Origin of the sequence: Mucilaginibacter oryzae, assembly GCF_003148845.1 — a bacterium.
In the GTDB taxonomy this organism is placed as follows: Bacteria; Bacteroidota; Bacteroidia; order Sphingobacteriales; family Sphingobacteriaceae; genus Mucilaginibacter; species Mucilaginibacter oryzae.
Genome location: NZ_QGHA01000011.1, coordinates 64,187 through 79,770, shown reverse-complemented (window position 1 = coordinate 79,770; position 15,584 = coordinate 64,187). Strand labels below are relative to the sequence as shown.

Genomic DNA, 15,584 nt, shown 5'->3' with positions numbered 1-15,584 from the left:
TTATCGGCAGGCATATTGTTAAAACAATGGGTAAAATAAAAAATGCATTCATCGGTGTTATATTGGTTTGCGCAGCGGTTAAAACTGTTGCACAAACCAATCCTATTCCTGCACTCATCGAAAAAAATGGCAGGCATGCGTTATTGGTTGATGGCAAACCTTTTTTAATTTTAGGGGGCCAGGTCCATAACTCCAGCGGATGGCCCGCTATGCTGCCGCAGGTATGGCAATATGCCGCGGCAATGCACCTCAATACGCTCGAGATTCCGCTTTATTGGGAACAGGTGGAACCGCAGCCTAACAAATTTAATTTCTCGTTAATTGATACTTTGCTTACCCAGGCGCGGCAACACCAGGTACGTTTGGTATTACTGTGGTTCGGCACCTGGAAAAACGGGAGCAACCATTATATGCCCGGATGGATGAAACAGGACGCCGTAAAATACCCCAATATAACCGGCCCGGCCGGTAAAGAGGTAGACTCACCTTCGCCGCATTCGAAAGCTACTTTAGATGCCGATATTAACGCTTTTACCGCGGTAATGCATTATTTAAAGCAGGCCGACCAGCAGCATACGGTAATTATGGTACAGGTAGAAAATGAGCCCGGATCATGGGGCGCGGTGAGGGATTATTCTGCAAAGGCGCAAAAATTGTTTGAGGCCGACGTTCCGGCCGGGCTATTAAAACCATCGGTACTTAAAGCGCTAAGCATACCCGGTAATGCTAAAGGCACATGGAAAAGTGTTTTTGGGGACAGGGCCGACGAATATTTCCAGGCCTGGTGGATAGCCCGCTTTATTGACCAGGTTGCCGCTGCAGGTAAGGCCGAATATCCACTACCTTTGTATGTAAACGTAGCCCTGCGCGATCCGCTTACCAATCCGCCTGCTACGCGTTACGAAAGTGGGGGCGCTACAGATAACGTTATTCCCATCTGGAAGGTAGCCGCGCCACACATCGACCTGCTTGCACCTGATATTTATTTAGAAGGCAGCGAGCGGGTGCAAAAAGTGATTGATCTGTACACCCGGGCAGACAATGCCCTTTTTGTGCCCGAAGCAGGATTTACCACCGAAAATGCCCGTTATTTTTATGATGTACTGGCCCATGGCGGCATCGGCTTTTCGCCATTTGGCATTGATGACAATGGCGAAAGCTACAGCGGCGATGAAAAGGCAGAGCGGCTTGCAACGTATGCCCGGGAATACGAGGCGGCAAAACCCATGATGCCCCAACTTGCGCAATGGGCTTTTGAAGGAAAGATCAAAGCGGTGGTGGAGCATGAGGACCACGCCGGGCAAATCATTAAGTTTGATGCCTGGGATGCCATCATTAGTTTCGGAACAGGACCGGGAAATGCGCTTAAAACCAATCAGCTTCTGTTGGGCAAGGCGATGATGATTGCCCTTGCCGAAAACAAATTTGTGTTGATTGGTTCACATTGCCATTTAACTTTTAAACCAACCGGCAGCAATGCCGGTAAGCCATGGCAATACCTTAAGGTTGAAGAAGGCACTTACCTGAATGGCGAATTTAAACCCCTCCGTATACTGAATGGCGATGAAACAGACTGGGGAGGGCCGGGCACAGGCGCAAAAACAACAGTATTACAGATTTCTTTAGTTGTGCGATAAAACTGCCTCATTCGGTGCGAAAATACAAAGAAGCGGTTCGATAAGTTGAAACAAGAGCATCCCATTTCAACTCACAGAAACGCAAAATCCTAACCATCAGGTTACTTCTGCCTAAACCAAACCTGTACCGGTGCGCCCGAAAAATCAAAATGCTCGCGGAGTTTATTTTCAATAAAGCGGTAGTACGGTTCCTTTACATACTGGGGCAGATTACAGAAAAACGCGAACATGGGTGACGTTCCTGCTATTTGGGTAATGTATTTTATTTTAACGTATTTGCCTTTTATTGCAGGCGGAGGATAGTTTTCGATAATGGGCAGCATCACCTCGTTCAGTTTCGAGGTCGGGATTTTACGGGCACGGTTTTCATAAACCTGGTTAGCCACATCAATCACTTTTAAAACCCTTTGTTTTTCGGTTACCGAAGTAAATACAATAGGCACATCGGTAAACGGAGCGATTTTGTCGCGAATCTGCTCTTCAAATACTTTAATGGTTTTGCTGTTCTTCTCAATCAAATCCCATTTGTTCACCACGATAACAATACCTTTTTTATTTTTTTCGGCCAGGTGAAAGATACTGATATCCTGCGATTCAAAGCCTTCAACAGCATCTATCATCAAGATCACTACATCTGCCTCTTCCAGTGCTTTGATGGTACGCATTACCGAGTAGAACTCGATATTTTCCTTCACCTTGGTTTTTTTACGCAAACCGGCAGTATCAACCAGCATAAAGTCATGACCGTACTGGTTGTAATGGATATGGATAGAATCGCGGGTGGTACCGGCTATCGGGGTAACAATATTGCGGTCCTTCCCCAGTAGCGCGTTGATAATAGATGATTTACCCACGTTAGGGCGGCCAACAATGGCGTATTTAGGGCGCGTATTTTCTTCAGGGTCTTCATCTTCAAAGTGTTTAACCACTTCGTCAAGCAACTCGCCGGTACCGGAGCCTGTCATTGATGAGATCGTAAAGATCTCGCCAAGGCCGAGGCTGTAAAACACCATGGCATCGGCAACCTGGTTGTTGTTATCCAGCTTGTTTACCACTACAAAAACAGGCTTTTTGCTCTTGCGCAACCGGCTTGCTATTTCATCATCCAGATCGGTGATGCCTGTGGTTACATCAACCACAAACAGCACTACGGTAGCCTCTTCAATAGCGATATCTACCTGCTCACGAATGGCTGCCTCAAAAACATCGTCGGAGTTGGCCACATAGCCGCCGGTATCAATAACGGTAAAGTTGTGGTTAAGCCATTCGGCCAGGCCGTAATGCCTGTCGCGTGTTACACCGCTAAAATCGTCTACAATAGCTTTACGGCTTTCGGTTAAGCGGTTATATAATGTTGATTTGCCTACGTTGGGCCTGCCCACAATGGCTACTATGTTACTCATGTTGTTTAGATTTGAGATGTGAGATGTGAGATATGAGACAATGGTTCATACTCATCTAAAATCAACATCAAAATTAATGCTTTAAAAACAGAGCGTGTTATTTTATTCTCAAATCTCACGTCTCAATTCTCATATCTGTATTTATTCGTACCCGAATTGTTTCAGGTAATTCTTCTTGTCGCGCCAATCGGGAATTACCTTTACAAAAGTTTCGAGGAAAACTTTGCGTTGAAAAAAGTCTTCCATCGAACGGCGGGCGTAAGTGCCTACAATTTTCAGCATCTCGCCGTTTTTGCCGATGAGGATATTTTTTTGCGATTCGCGCTCCACAATGATCTCGGCACTGATGCGGTAAAGTTTCTCACCCTCGATGAAAGCCGTAACAATAACCTCGGTGCTATACGGAATTTCCTTTTTGTACTGCTTAAACACCTGCTCGCGGATCATCTCCGAAGCGAAGAAACGGTCGTTCCTGTCGGTCAGGGCATCCTTTTCGTAATAGGGCGGATGTTCTGGCAGGTTCTCAATTACGAAATCCATAATGGCTTTGATATTGTGCCCGTGCAAAGCCGAGATAGCGAAAATGGCTTTCGGGTTTAGTTTCTCCTGCCAAAACTCAACTTTCTTTTTTACGGTTTCCTCATCGCTTTGGTCAATTTTGTTGATCAGGATGGCGAGGGGCGCGTCAGATTTTTCAAGTTTTCTCAATACGTCGGCTTCATCGTATTCTTCGTAAATGTCGGTAACCAGCAAAATCAGGTCGGCATCAACAATGGAGCCGTCTACCTGGTGCATCATGCTTTCGTGCAGGGCGTAGTGTGGTTTGATCACGCCAGGGGTATCCGAAAATACAATCTGGTAGTTTTCATCATTCACAATACCCAAAATACGGTGACGCGTAGTTTGCGCCTTTGGGGTGATGATTGACATTTTTTCGCCCACCAGCGCGTTCATAAGGGTTGATTTCCCCGCGTTGGGCTTACCTATTATACTTACAAAACCTGCCTGATGAGCCATAAAAATAATTAAAAATATATTTGGACTGCAAAGAAACGAATTATATCTTTGCAGTCCAATTAAAACGGAGTGCAAATTTGCATTTTGATAATTGGAAGGAACTTTCCGGGGTTATGACCGGATCTCAAATATATAGCACATTAATACAGTGCGGGATGGAGCAGTTGGTAGCTCGTCGGGCTCATAACCCGAAGGTCGTAGGTTCGAGTCCTGCTCCCGCTACCAAAGAGGACAAAGAGGCATAATCGAGGTTTAACTCGGGTATGCCTCTTCTTTTTTTGCTTATAATCTGCTGTAAATAAGCGATATACAAAAACACAGAATTTATTTGCGTGGTTCGACACTTGTCAGTGGACCGATCATAAGAAATGCCCTTAGGGAATAGCAAAAACTGGATATTCTGCTTCAATGTATAGTCCCCATTTACCCAAGAAAAACGCAGTTTTGAAGCGAAATTAATAGCTAAACCCATATACTTCTCCAGGTTCGACTTTTGTCCTGTCGCCATGTTCAGCGCTTTTTCGATCTCCTGCTTTTCGGCCACTAGTTTTTCACCGAACTTTTTATATTGTTCTTTAGTGATCTCCTCATCCATAAAGCGCTCTTCATAACGGTCTAATTTTTTATCGATCTCATCCAAACGCTTTCTCGCCAGCTGGCGCTCATCCGTATTATCGCGGGTCATTTGGTTGTAGGTGGCATCCATCTGGTCAATAAAACGCTCCATCACGTCACTGGTATAGTCAAGGTTAAAATAATCTAAGACCGAAGCGAACCTATCATTTAGTTGGTTAGCGTTTTTATTATTGTTACAGCCTTGTGTGCAGCATTTGTAATAATGTATACCTTTCTTTTTGACCTCGTAGCCACGCAGCATTTTGCCACAGTTTGCGCAATGCAGGAACCGCTTCAAGGGTAAAGCGTCGTTTTCCTCAACCACACGATAACCTTGCGTATGTTTTGCGATCAGATCATTGACCTGCAAGAAAAGCGTTTTGGAGATCATCTTTTCATGTTTGCCCTCTACCACCTGTCCGTCGAGCATATTGTGTGTCAGTAAACCGCAATAGAAGGGATTACGGAAGATCTCGGTGAGGCGCTGTTTGTGAATGCGTAACCCCATCCGGCCCAGGCGCATGCGGATCTGTTCATTTGATAGCCCTTCATGGGCTTTCCAGTGAAAGGCTTGCCTAATCAATTGGCCTTTCTCATTGATGAAGATCTTCTGTTCGCCGTGCGACCGCATCGTATCATAACCCATAGGCGGATGTGCAGGCCAATAACCACGCAGCAACATCTCTTTCATACCGGCGACACATTTTTGCTTGCGAAGCTGATTGTCGAACTCGCCAAAAAGGAACAGCATTTTCTGCTGCAACTGCCCGGAAGGATTGGACGTATCAATCGGCTGGGTGACTGAAACGATCTCGATACCTAATGCGCGCAACTGATTGGTCAGCCATATCGAGTTATCGTTCCTTGAAAAACGTTCAAGGCTATAAACAAGAATATAGGAAACTTTAGACTTTGACCGCTTTACATAGGAGATCATCGCGGTGAATTCCTTGCGCTCATCGGTCTGGGCGCTTTCATAAGTGCCGCCAAAGTGTTCAAGGATATTATAGCCGTGCTTTTGCGCGTATAAGTTACACGCTTTTTGCTGGGTTTCTAAACTGAGGTTCTTATCTGCCTGCTCTTTACTGCTGACGCGCGTATAGATCACACAGTTGGTACCCTTCGTGGTCAGGGCCGGATCTGTGCCTTTGGCAAAAGTTCTGAAAAGTGAGCTTCCGGACATAATCGTATCAAAATGCTTTATTTTATACTATACAAAATAGGCATTTTCAGTGTTTATTCCAAGCGTTTTCGCAAGTTCCTGCGATAATAATTGAAAACGATCAGGCTGAATTCCTTGAAGTTAGCAATTACTTGCAACGCCTGTTCGTCTGTAAAATGTTCAAACCCTTTGCAACTCCTTATCTCATCGATCGTCAGGTCAGCATCACGGAAAGACCGCTTATAATTTTTCGCTTCGTCTGCCATTAGTATCAATTGTCCAACTGCCGCAATAATATCTTGCTTCGCAGCTTTTTGTTAAATGAAGGTTCATATTGTAGATAACCAAAGTCATGCAGGTCACGGATGCAGTTATGGTAAGTGGACCGCGAAGATATCCGGGCAAGCGGCATAAGTTCATGGCTGTACACTTCAATATGGTTAGGAAAACCACGTTGCTGCCATACCTGGAGCAACGTGGCATACAGGCCGATATGGGCGCTGCAAATCCGGCCATCTTTTTGAATGGCGGAAAAGAATGCTGCTAAAAGCCTGCCTGTTTCCATAATTTAAACACGAACACCCTGTCTGCGACGCTGCTCTTGTTTTTGCTCCGTAGCACCTTCACTTTGCTTTTGTTCCGCCGCACGGGCGATAGCCGCTTTTTGCACTTCCTGCGGGGTCAACTCCTTTTGTTGGGTTTGTTCGACCGCCTGCTTTTCTACTTTGCGGACGATCAGAATCTGCCCATTACTGTCGTAAAAATCCAAACGCCCCATTTTTGGATTGGCCACCATTTTGGCAGGCATCTCCTGCCCATCCCTCAACAGGATCACATCTACCTTATTACCTTTTTCCAGTTTGGCGATCAGCCTTTGCTTATCATAGTTCTCTTCGATCCCTTTGATCGGATATTTGCCTATTTCCTTTTGATGGTTCCAAAACATATTTTTAGGAAAAAAATTCCCGTACTTGTCCGCGTTCTTGAAATCCAGCGCGCGCCAAGCGAAATAAGTTTCGCCGGTCGGCTTCATCCTCGTTTCGCCGTTCTCCTCTTTTGGTGCTACTTTGGGCTGCTCCCGGTAAACAGCCCGGCCATCCATCATGTTATAGCGCTCCTGCAGCGTATAGTTATAATCCTTTCCGTAATAGAAATTCTGCATCAGATCCTCCTTGCCGGGTTGTTTCAGGGTCACCTCGGCACGGTTAAAGAAAGTCATATCCTTATCCATTTGATCCCCTTTTGAGAAATGTAATACCGAATGGGTTTCATCCTGCCCGAACTTGCGCACATGCGTCAGTTCAAATTCCGCCAGGTTCTTCTCCATTTTCTCGCGCAGCGGTTTGGCGATCTCTTCGCCGAAGCCCAGGTAAAACAATTGTGTCTTTACATAATCAAAACTTTGCTCATTCATATTGCTGAAATTTTTAGTGGTTAAATAATCGTGTTTATAATAAGCGGGATAAAACGGCTGATGAGGCTGACCAATGGTGGCAGGCTCCAGTTTGTCATTGAAAAGCGCCAGCCGGCCGTCATGTAACCCCGCGAAGAAATACTGTGTGACCGTAGCGGGTTGAAATAAGGATTGCACTTCGTGGTAATCGTAGCCGTGTTCATGGTTATGTACCGCTGTTAAAAGCGTCAGGCCGGTATGCGGCAGGGCATGACCCTCCATATCCACCTCTAACTGCCGGTTGTGGAAACGGCCGACCAGTACATAATCCAAACCTTTATCGGACAATTCACTATAGAATACCGCACTATCCAAAAAGGTCTGCGCATCCTTGTAAGTGTCAAACGTTTTCATGATCACTACGGCGTGGCCGATCTCGTAAACCTGTCCACCGGTGTGCTTATGGCTGACTACCGTATAGTCGGCGATCGCCATTAACGGATCGATCTGCCGCTGGTAGCAAACGGGGTGGTACTGTCCTGCTACTAAATCGCTTTCGAGGTCATCTGTACGTTTACCGGGCAAGAGGTACAGGTTTTGTGCCGCCAGGTCATGGACGATGGCCTCGATATTCACCTGCTTATCCAGACGCAAATCAAGGTCAGCCCGCAAGCCCGCTATGGACATATAGTGAAAGTTTTTAAAATTGAACATCTGCTCCACAAAGTCCCATTCGCCATTAGCTTCATCGCAGAACTTTTCCGCAGCGCTTGCTGAAGCGAAAAAATGCAGGTCATCTATATGCAGTTCCTTTTCCGGCTGTTCATCAAAAGCAACCCAGGGTGTACCTTCCGTCAAGGCTGCGTCTAAAGCTTCTTTGAATTGTTCTCTCTCTGTGAGCGACATAGCTGCCATTTTAGTGTACTGTTTTAACTTCCAGGTTATCCCGCAACAGCAAAAGGTGGCCGTCCCTGATCTTGGCTTTCACCCGTTTGACCTTCTTACTGAAAAGCCCTTTCGCTGTATTGATACCGGCCGTGGTCAGCTGCGCTGTCATCGATGGATCGAAACTCATGATGTCCATATTCTGCAGCCCGCTTATCGCCCCATCGCGTAAAACGTCACCGGTTACCGCCTCCGGCACGCTGATGCCTTCCAGGCCATCCGTCTGGTCGAATACCGTCAGGTCAACGGGATAAAAGTTATAGCCTACATGGATGCTTTTGATATTGAGCGTGTAGCGCTGGTTGGACAGATTGCCGCTCCCATAGATGCGCTGCCCTTTGGCATACAACTGTCCGCCGAGCGTCACCGTATCCGTTAATTTCAGACGGACCACCGTACCCTGTACGATTTTTTGTGTGCCGTCCACAACCGCCGGTATCGCACGGAATTTTTTAACCGGAGCTGCAGCGCCCGATCTTTCCGCCGAAGCCTTCACCCGTTCCGGGTGCTGGATATCCAGTATCTTTTCCAGCAGGCCATTCATCTGCTTCAATTCAGGATCTTCTGCACCCACGCTTGGTTTCAGTATGGAATCCGGTAAAGCGTTCATCGGCTTTTTAACCGGTTGATCAAGGGGCGAGGGCTGCGGCTTATTGATCAACGCCTGCAATTGGCTCAGCCGCTGACTTATCCTGGCTTCGTTTTCCGCAGGGCTATTATTCCGGCTGCCATATTCGTTTATGTCAAAGCCGGGCTGGTGAGCGGAAAAAGCACCACCGGTGTAAGCGCCGGTTAAGCGGTTGAGGCTGTCGCTTTGGTTTTGTGCGAAAGGGTCGGCCCTGCGGAGTTGTTGCTTTTTTAAAGAGTCAGCACGTGCCTGATCGTAAAAGCTCATTTTGTCGCCAGTCTGATCTTCCGCGATAATGGCCGATGGCAACTTCATGCTCAACCCCTTGTTGGGTGCAGCTTTCGCCTGTTCGCCCTGGCCGCCGCCAAAGGCCATGAATAAGATGGTCGTAAAGCAAAAGACGATGGGTGGCATAGCCAGCAGGATCTTTCTTTTGCGCTGGTCTTTTAAACTGATGATGTTCGTTTTCATAATGATTATGGATTAATGATTGCTCACGGTTAATACTTTGTTTTCGATGGTATTCCAATGCTCGATCAGAAAGCCGAGCAGGTTATTATCGCTGCGGCTGACCTCCCGCAGGTCGCCTTCAGTGATCAGGCTTTGGCTGACATTGCTGGTCGAACGGATCAGATGCAGCGTAGCATAGCAGCGGAAATGGTAGGGTGAAACGCGGGTATCGACCTGCACACTGTCCACATTGATGCGCTGGCTGATATTCCCGGCGATGATGCCGGAATAATAGCCGCTGACCGATAAGCTGTCATATACTTTCTTGGCGGAGCCATCGGCGAGGTAAAGCGCTTTGCTCAGGTTCTGCCTGATGACTTTTTCATCCGGATCAAGCGTAAAGAAGGCTTCGTGGAAGGCCCGTACATGGCCGCGGATCTCCATCGGCAGGTAAGCGCTTTTATCTACCGCCACTGCTGACCAGGCGGTGTTGCCGGAGATGATATAGACCTTGTTTTGCAGGGCGAGGGATCTTTGTTTGTCCTGCCAGGCCGTAAAGCCAATGGTCACAAATGCGCCGATCACAATGGCGATGGTAAAACCACGTACATGCTGAAAGGCTGTTTCTAAATTTTTCATTTTCTTAAACATGGTTCGCTATTTTTTTGGCGGACTGCCGGAGAGCTTGCTTTTGTTGAAACTCTGCGTGTTGCCCTGTTGGTTATTGGTAGTTTGCTGATTGTTTTGGGTATTGCTGCCGCGGTTAAAACTTTGCATGACGGAGCCGCTGAAGTAACTGACAGCCATTGAAGCCAATGCGCTGGTTTTGCTGAAAAGTGCATGGCCACCGACGTTCATGATATAGTTGGCCACACTTGGTACGGTGAAATAGCCGACAATGCCGATCAGTAAAAAGATCAGGTAGGCCGTGTTCTGATCGCCGAGATCAGGCGCGCCGTTTTGGATACCTATGATCATGTTCTCCTCGATCTTGGCGATGATCGCCCCGAAGATGTTGGCGACTGGCAGCCACATAAAGACATTGACGTAGCGCGCCAGCCACTGCTTCAGGCTATGCTGAAAACCCTCGAAAATGCTGAGACCAAAACAAAGCGGGCCGAGAATGGCCAGCACGATCAGCTTGAACGTGCGGATGGTATCCAGACATAACGCCGCTGCCTGAAAAAGCACCTTAAGCACCTCTGCGATAAATTTTCGTGCCCAGTTCTTGATACTCCAGCCAGAAAAAGCATCGGAGATCGGGTTGCTACTCCCGGCATCGGTGGCGGTGCCATCGGGATGGCTGTACTGGTACCATTTATCGGGATCTGAATTGGTATCATTGGGCGATACATCGGCCGCATCAGGTTTACCGTCTGCCAGCAAACGGGCGATGGCCTGATTGGTATTGGTCACCATGCTTTCAGTAGCGGTTACCACCGGTTGCAGTACGCCGTTAATGAGGTTAAGCACCAGCGGGAAAGCGGCGATGCAAAAACCGATGGCGAACGGACGCAGCAAGGGGTAAACATCGATCGGTTCAGCCGCTGCCAGGTGTTTCCAGATCCGGGCACCGATATACCACAGCGCGGCGAAACCGGCGATACCGCGGGATACGCCGATCATCCCCTGGCACAAAGGCATCATCTGATCATAAAGCCGAGCGAGTACGCCCTGCAAACCGTGGAGGTCATCGGCTATCCCTGCCGCATGGGAAAATAAAGGCATGAGTATGGCCAGGATGGCTGCGAAGGCCATCTTTAAGATCTTTCTTTTCATGAGTTACTGGGTTATACCGTAAACATCTCTGACACTTTGTTTATCCGCGGCTCCCTGCGAACGCTGCCAGCTAATGCGCGCGGCCTGGTCATTGAATTTGCGCAGGTAAACCAATTGATTGTGGCTTTCGAGATAAATGCCGTCGATGGCCGTGAGCCGTTCGGCATCGCTCATCCGCAGTTGACTGTCCGTGACGATCAACGACAGGGCATCCAAATTTTTCAAGCTTTGGCTCACGAGATTATTATAGACCGTCATCATGTAGGCGAGTTCATCGGGATCGAATTTTCCGCTACGGTTAAAATTGCCAGAGGCACTTTTATACTCCCAGACCAGTTGCGCCTGGTCATTGATGATATCCGTAAGGCGGGGATATTTTCGTACCGCCGGGCTAACAAGGTACAAGCCATCGAGGAAAGCTTCATGCAAGCTAAAGTTGCCCTGCGCTACCGCTTTGACTGCCCCGTAACCTTTGCTCAGCACGGTATAACCGGTGTACATCTGACCGAGGATATTTTTGAGACTGGCCAGCTTTCGATAGTCCAGCACCAGTTGCTGGATCACGTCCGCAACGGACTGCGCCCGGCTGCTAAGCGGTGTGGCTACCGCCAGGCTAAGGCTTACTAAAAGGGTTATTGCTATTTTCTTCATCACTGATCTCCTTCACTTTTTGATCGTTATTACTGGATACCGTACAACTTTTTAAGTTGGTCCTTGTCCTGCCGACTGTTTTTGCGTCCGGTCGCCAGCTTACGACATTTACCCGTGAATGAACCGGCAAATGCAAATTTGTCCTTCATTCGCTCATAGATCTTATCCAGCCGGCCCAACCGCTGCGCATCGGTCAGTTGCAGTCTACCCGGTGTCAGCACATCCGTTAATTCATTTATATCCAGCTGGCATTTTGCGGCGATATTGGCCTGCACTTTCTGGAAATAAGACAGTTCGCTCGTCGTTAATTGCTTCTGTTGCTGCTGCCAGGTCCATTCATCTGAAAAGCGTTTCAGCGTTTGCGCGTTCAGATCGGCTATGGTCTTGCCTTTGGGATCGCTTTGGATCAGCGGGTTGACCTGTTCCAGGGAATTGAAATAGGCCTCATGTAAATTAAATGTGCCGTTCTTTAACTCCTGGACAGCGTTCAGCCCCGTTTCGGCAACGTGATAGCCGGTTTTAATGGCACTTAAATAAAGCTCATATTGGGCGATCTGCTCGGCCATGAGCTTGCGCTGCTGTTTTTGCTGGCTGAAAAAGCCACCGAGGAATTGCGCCTGTGCCTGAGTGAAGCCCAGGCTGGCGAGGGAAAAAATTAAAAGGTTTATTACTGCTATTTTCATATCTATGGTGTTTAATGTTTCTGATCACTGGATGCCATAAAGCTGTTTTACATTTTGCCGGTCCTGCGCATCATTGGCGCGCATCAGGCTCAGGCCGGCGTTCTGCCGGTTGAACTGGCGCAGGTGGTCGAGGTTGGTTTGCATGGCTTTGGCTGCCTGTCCGATCTTTTGGAGGCGCTCGGCATCATCCATCTGCGTGCTGAAGTCGCTGACGGCCATCAGCAGTTGATCGAGGTTGCGCAGGCTTTCCTGTAAAATGCCGTTATAGATATTACCCATGTAGCTAAGCTCACCAGACGAGAAATGCGCGTCACGTTTGAACAGCGAGCTGGCCTGCCGGTATTCGCTGACCAGTTGCTTTTGCTGGCGTATCACGCTTTTGACAGCATCGTAGCCGGCGATCAGGCCGCGCACTTTGTTGAGTTCCTGGTAATAGCCGGCATACAGGTCTTTTTCTTTGCCCAGCCAGCCGGAAATATTGTTCAGGCTGTTGAGGTGCAACGAGTTTTCCAACTGCTGTTCGGCGTTTTGCAGGGCGATGGTCTGGTTCTGCAATTGCTGCACTTTCAGGTCAATAGCGACGATCACTTTTTTGATCACGCCGGTGACCAGGCTAACGCCGGGTATCTGCGCTTCCACGGTCGTTCCGGAGAGGGAAAAAATAAGGGCGGCGGTGATGATGGTCTGTATTTTTATTTTTCTTTTCATGGTTAAGCAGCTTTTGTGTTTTGTTTTTCAGCGACGAGGGCTTTGATGCCCGCTTCGATGCTGCCGTACTTTTCGGCATATTCCAGCACTTTCACCCGTTCGCGCCCTTCGGTAGTAAAGGCGTAATATTCTTCCGGGCAGAGTTCATTTTTATAAACTTTCATCACCTGCCCGCCGATATCGATGAAGATCTCGCGGTTGTCCTTGTTGACCGAGAGCAGGATGGTTTTGCCTTTATCGGAAAGGCCCAGCGCGTCCTGCAGCTTGCCGAACTTGCCCTGGAACTTGCGCATGTCCATCAGGATCTTGATATCTGCATTATTGATAATGGCATCCTTGATGACCGGGGAGTTAACGAGATCATCCAGTTCTTGGGTGATCACGATAGGGATACCGTTAAACTTGCGGATGGTCTTAAAAGCGTAGCGCAGGAATTCGGCCATCCCGGATTTAGCGATGGCTTTCCAGGCCTCATCGATCGTCAGCACTTTGCGTAATCCCGGCAACTTGCGCATTTTAGAAATAAACAACTCGGTGATGATAAGCGTGCAGACCGGGAAAAGGATCGGATGATCTTTGATCTGGTCCAGTTCAAAAACGACGAAGGGCTGGCTGAGCAGTTCGAGATTTTCCGTGGCATTCAGCAGGAAGTCGAACTCACCTCCTTTGTAATAAGGCCGCAACACATACAGGAAATTATCCATATCAAAGTCCCTTTCCTTGACCCGGTGGCTTTGCAGCACCTGGCGGTAGTCCGTTTCGAGGTAGTCGTAGAAAGAATTGAAGCCGGGGAATAAGCGGTCATTTTTTGCCAGAAGCTCATAATATCCCTGCAAGGCATTGGATAGCGCCACATACTCCGCCCGGTTAAAGGTTTCATTTTCCCCTTTCCATAAGGACACCAGTAAGGCTTTCAGGCTTTCCTTCTTCTCGGTATCCAGCACATCGCCTTTGCCCAAATAGAAAGGATTGAATTTGATCGGGTTGTTTTCCTCATAGGTGAAATAGTAGCCACCGACCAAACCGCAAAGTCCCTTATAACTACCGCCGATATCAACGGTCACGCAATGCGCGCCCTGGTCATAAAGCGAGCGCAGGATATGGTTGACGGTCATGGATTTGCCGCCGCCGGATGTACCGCAAACCAGCGTGCCCATATTGCTGGTGATGCCATTGTGGCGCGGCGCATCATAAAGATCAGCATATACAGGTCTCGCATTCAGGCGGTCGCAAAAACGGATACCCTCGGCGGACGGGTCGCTGCGGTAATTACTTTCCAGGTTAAAGAAGCAGGCCGCCTGCTCAGCGAACGTGTCAAATGTATCATTGAGCGGAAAGTCACCGCCATTGCCGGGGATGCCTGCCCACCAGATCTGCGCGGCACCATCGGTTTCGGTTTTACCGGCAGCATCCATTGCGGCCAAAGCTGATACGACTTTATTGCCGTTCTCTTTGAGTTTGTTTTCATCGGCCGACCAGATCATCACATTGCAATGCGCTTTGACCGGCAGGCGCTGCTGGCTGATGGCTTCGTTCAGGAAATCGTTGGTGGCCTCCAGGGAGATGGCGTTCTCGCGGGAATAAGCGGACAGCGATTGCAGGCGCAGACGCTTTTTCTCCAGCTGGCGTAAAGTAGCCTGCGCGTCGCCGACCAGCACATACTGGTTATAGATATGGCTGCAATCCAATAATAAGCCCAAACCTGCCGCAAAACTTACCGGGAAGCGGGTCTGGTCGGTAGAATACTCATCATAGGTCAGCCGCGAGCCGCATTGCGAGGGCAATTGTTCGGCATCGCCCAGGGAGTAAACGGCCATTTGCTGGCTGCCGATACGAACGCTGTCCGACAGGCTGATATCCTTGATGAGCAACTGGCTATCATCTTCGGAGAGGAAACAATAGCGTTCGATCAAACCGGTCTTTTTCAGCTGGCTTTGCAGGTCGGGGGAAGTTAGCCGGATTAAAGTGATCAAACGGGTATCTTCCAGCAGCCGTTTGAATTGCGTGCAGGTATTTAGAAATTCCTGGCGTGCCTGCGCCTGCAGGGTTTCCTTCGGCACTAAAGTCGGTCGCAGCAGGGTCGAGAACAATGAACTGCTTTTGGGCCGGCCCTGCGGTTTTTTGCTCAGGTACAGCAGGCAGTCATGCTGTAAATAAGGCCGACCCTCGAAATAATTTTGGGCAGCCGCTGACAGGAAGTTTTGGTTTTTTTCCTCACCAGCGGTAACTTTTCGTTGGGTAAACCAATCCTGTTTATGCAGCACGCTGTCTTTAGGCAACACCCGGACCGCCTTGACCCAGGCCTGGTGCATATTTTCATAATCCTCGTTGGACAGCGTAAATATTTCCGGTAGTTGTACCCGGTAAGCCACCGTGTATTCGCCTTGTTTGGACAGGATACAGTCATGCTCGATGCCCATGATGGGCAATATATTTTTTAATTCTTTTTCCATTTGCACTGATCTATTTCAATTGAATCTTTGACACTTCTAAGCCCTCTCTACGGGAGAGGG

Annotated in this window: 14 protein-coding genes and 1 tRNA gene; 2 read left to right on the top strand and 13 right to left on the bottom strand. The window is 48.4% G+C overall.

Features of this window, described 5'->3' with window-relative positions:
• The first annotated feature begins 26 nt into the window (after positions 1-26).
• Positions 27-1,637: a DUF5597 domain-containing protein gene (locus LX99_RS21120; protein WP_109609669.1), complete on the top strand. Its 1,611-nt coding sequence runs from the start codon at positions 27-29 to the stop codon at positions 1,635-1,637.
• Positions 1,638-1,738: 101 nt separating this feature from the next.
• Here the strand turns inward: LX99_RS21120 and der are convergent, their stop codons facing one another.
• Positions 1,739-3,040 (bottom strand): ribosome biogenesis GTPase Der, encoded by a 1,302-nt coding sequence (der, locus tag LX99_RS21115; protein WP_109609632.1) that lies wholly within the window; start codon positions 3,038-3,040, stop codon positions 1,739-1,741.
• A 141-nt stretch (positions 3,041-3,181) separates the two neighbouring features.
• The gene (gene era / locus LX99_RS21110; protein ID WP_022830702.1) at positions 3,182-4,057 is read right to left on the bottom strand and encodes a GTPase Era; all 876 of its coding nucleotides are present in this window, start codon (positions 4,055-4,057) and stop codon (positions 3,182-3,184) included.
• 149 nt (positions 4,058-4,206) lie between these two features.
• Between era and LX99_RS21105 the strand changes: the two genes are divergently transcribed.
• Positions 4,207-4,282 (top strand) — tRNA-Met (locus LX99_RS21105).
• Here LX99_RS21105 and LX99_RS26495 read toward each other — a convergent pair.
• From LX99_RS26495 to LX99_RS21050, 11 genes are read right to left on the bottom strand one after another with little or no spacing between them, the layout of a single operon-like run.
• The gene (locus LX99_RS26495; RefSeq protein WP_407937411.1) at positions 4,239-5,855 is read right to left on the bottom strand and encodes a recombinase family protein; all 1,617 of its coding nucleotides are present in this window, start codon (positions 5,853-5,855) and stop codon (positions 4,239-4,241) included. The genes LX99_RS21105 and LX99_RS26495 overlap by 44 nt on opposite strands.
• A gap of 53 nt (positions 5,856-5,908) precedes the next feature.
• The gene (locus LX99_RS21095; RefSeq protein WP_109609631.1) at positions 5,909-6,100 is read right to left on the bottom strand and encodes a hypothetical protein; all 192 of its coding nucleotides are present in this window, start codon (positions 6,098-6,100) and stop codon (positions 5,909-5,911) included.
• Positions 6,101-6,105: 5 nt separating this feature from the next.
• Entirely contained in the window at positions 6,106-6,399 is a 294-nt protein-coding gene (locus LX99_RS21090) for a hypothetical protein (protein ID WP_109609630.1), read from the bottom strand.
• 3 nt (positions 6,400-6,402) lie between these two features.
• Positions 6,403-8,133 (bottom strand): hypothetical protein, encoded by a 1,731-nt coding sequence (locus LX99_RS21085; RefSeq protein WP_146203187.1) that lies wholly within the window; start codon positions 8,131-8,133, stop codon positions 6,403-6,405.
• Between the two features lie 10 nt (positions 8,134-8,143).
• On the bottom strand, positions 8,144-9,271 hold the full coding sequence (locus LX99_RS21080) for a conjugative transposon protein TraM (protein WP_109609628.1): 1,128 nt from the start codon (positions 9,269-9,271) through the stop codon (positions 8,144-8,146).
• Positions 9,272-9,283: 12 nt separating this feature from the next.
• Positions 9,284-9,889 (bottom strand): conjugative transposon protein TraK, encoded by a 606-nt coding sequence (gene traK, locus LX99_RS21075; protein ID WP_245927977.1) that lies wholly within the window; start codon positions 9,887-9,889, stop codon positions 9,284-9,286.
• An 18-nt stretch (positions 9,890-9,907) separates the two neighbouring features.
• On the bottom strand, positions 9,908-11,029 hold the full coding sequence (gene traJ / locus LX99_RS21070) for a conjugative transposon protein TraJ (RefSeq protein ID WP_109609626.1): 1,122 nt from the start codon (positions 11,027-11,029) through the stop codon (positions 9,908-9,910).
• 3 nt (positions 11,030-11,032) lie between these two features.
• Complete coding sequence (locus LX99_RS21065) at positions 11,033-11,680, bottom strand: hypothetical protein (RefSeq protein WP_109609625.1); 648 nt, start codon at positions 11,678-11,680, stop codon at positions 11,033-11,035.
• 29 nt (positions 11,681-11,709) lie between these two features.
• Positions 11,710-12,363 carry a hypothetical protein gene (locus LX99_RS21060; protein ID WP_109609624.1) on the bottom strand — a complete coding sequence of 218 codons (654 nt, stop codon included), beginning with the start codon at positions 12,361-12,363 and terminating at the stop codon, positions 11,710-11,712.
• Between the two features lie 24 nt (positions 12,364-12,387).
• A complete protein-coding gene (locus LX99_RS21055; RefSeq protein ID WP_245927976.1) occupies positions 12,388-13,071 on the bottom strand; it encodes a conjugal transfer protein TraI in 684 nt (227 codons plus the stop codon).
• A gap of 2 nt (positions 13,072-13,073) precedes the next feature.
• Entirely contained in the window at positions 13,074-15,524 is a 2,451-nt protein-coding gene (locus tag LX99_RS21050) for a TraG family conjugative transposon ATPase (protein ID WP_109609623.1), read from the bottom strand.
• Between the last annotated feature and the right edge of the window lie 60 nt (positions 15,525-15,584).

Coding starts and splice junctions, on each gene's coding strand:
- LX99_RS21120 (WP_109609669.1), top strand. CDS start 27: ATGGGTAAAATAAAAAATGCATTCATCGGTGTTATATTGGTTTGCGCA.
- der (WP_109609632.1), bottom strand. CDS start 3,040: ATGAGTAACATAGTAGCCATTGTGGGCAGGCCCAACGTAGGCAAATCA.
- era (WP_022830702.1), bottom strand. CDS start 4,057: ATGGCTCATCAGGCAGGTTTTGTAAGTATAATAGGTAAGCCCAACGCG.
- LX99_RS26495 (WP_407937411.1), bottom strand. CDS start 5,855: ATGTCCGGAAGCTCACTTTTCAGAACTTTTGCCAAAGGCACAGATCCG.
- LX99_RS21095 (WP_109609631.1), bottom strand. CDS start 6,100: ATGGCAGACGAAGCGAAAAATTATAAGCGGTCTTTCCGTGATGCTGAC.
- LX99_RS21090 (WP_109609630.1), bottom strand. CDS start 6,399: ATGGAAACAGGCAGGCTTTTAGCAGCATTCTTTTCCGCCATTCAAAAA.
- LX99_RS21085 (WP_146203187.1), bottom strand. CDS start 8,133: ATGTCGCTCACAGAGAGAGAACAATTCAAAGAAGCTTTAGACGCAGCC.
- LX99_RS21080 (WP_109609628.1), bottom strand. CDS start 9,271: ATGAAAACGAACATCATCAGTTTAAAAGACCAGCGCAAAAGAAAGATC.
- traK (WP_245927977.1), bottom strand. CDS start 9,889: ATGAAAAATTTAGAAACAGCCTTTCAGCATGTACGTGGTTTTACCATC.
- traJ (WP_109609626.1), bottom strand. CDS start 11,029: ATGAAAAGAAAGATCTTAAAGATGGCCTTCGCAGCCATCCTGGCCATA.
- LX99_RS21065 (WP_109609625.1), bottom strand. CDS start 11,680: ATGAAGAAAATAGCAATAACCCTTTTAGTAAGCCTTAGCCTGGCGGTA.
- LX99_RS21060 (WP_109609624.1), bottom strand. CDS start 12,363: ATGAAAATAGCAGTAATAAACCTTTTAATTTTTTCCCTCGCCAGCCTG.
- LX99_RS21055 (WP_245927976.1), bottom strand. CDS start 13,071: ATGAAAAGAAAAATAAAAATACAGACCATCATCACCGCCGCCCTTATT.
- LX99_RS21050 (WP_109609623.1), bottom strand. CDS start 15,524: ATGGAAAAAGAATTAAAAAATATATTGCCCATCATGGGCATCGAGCAT.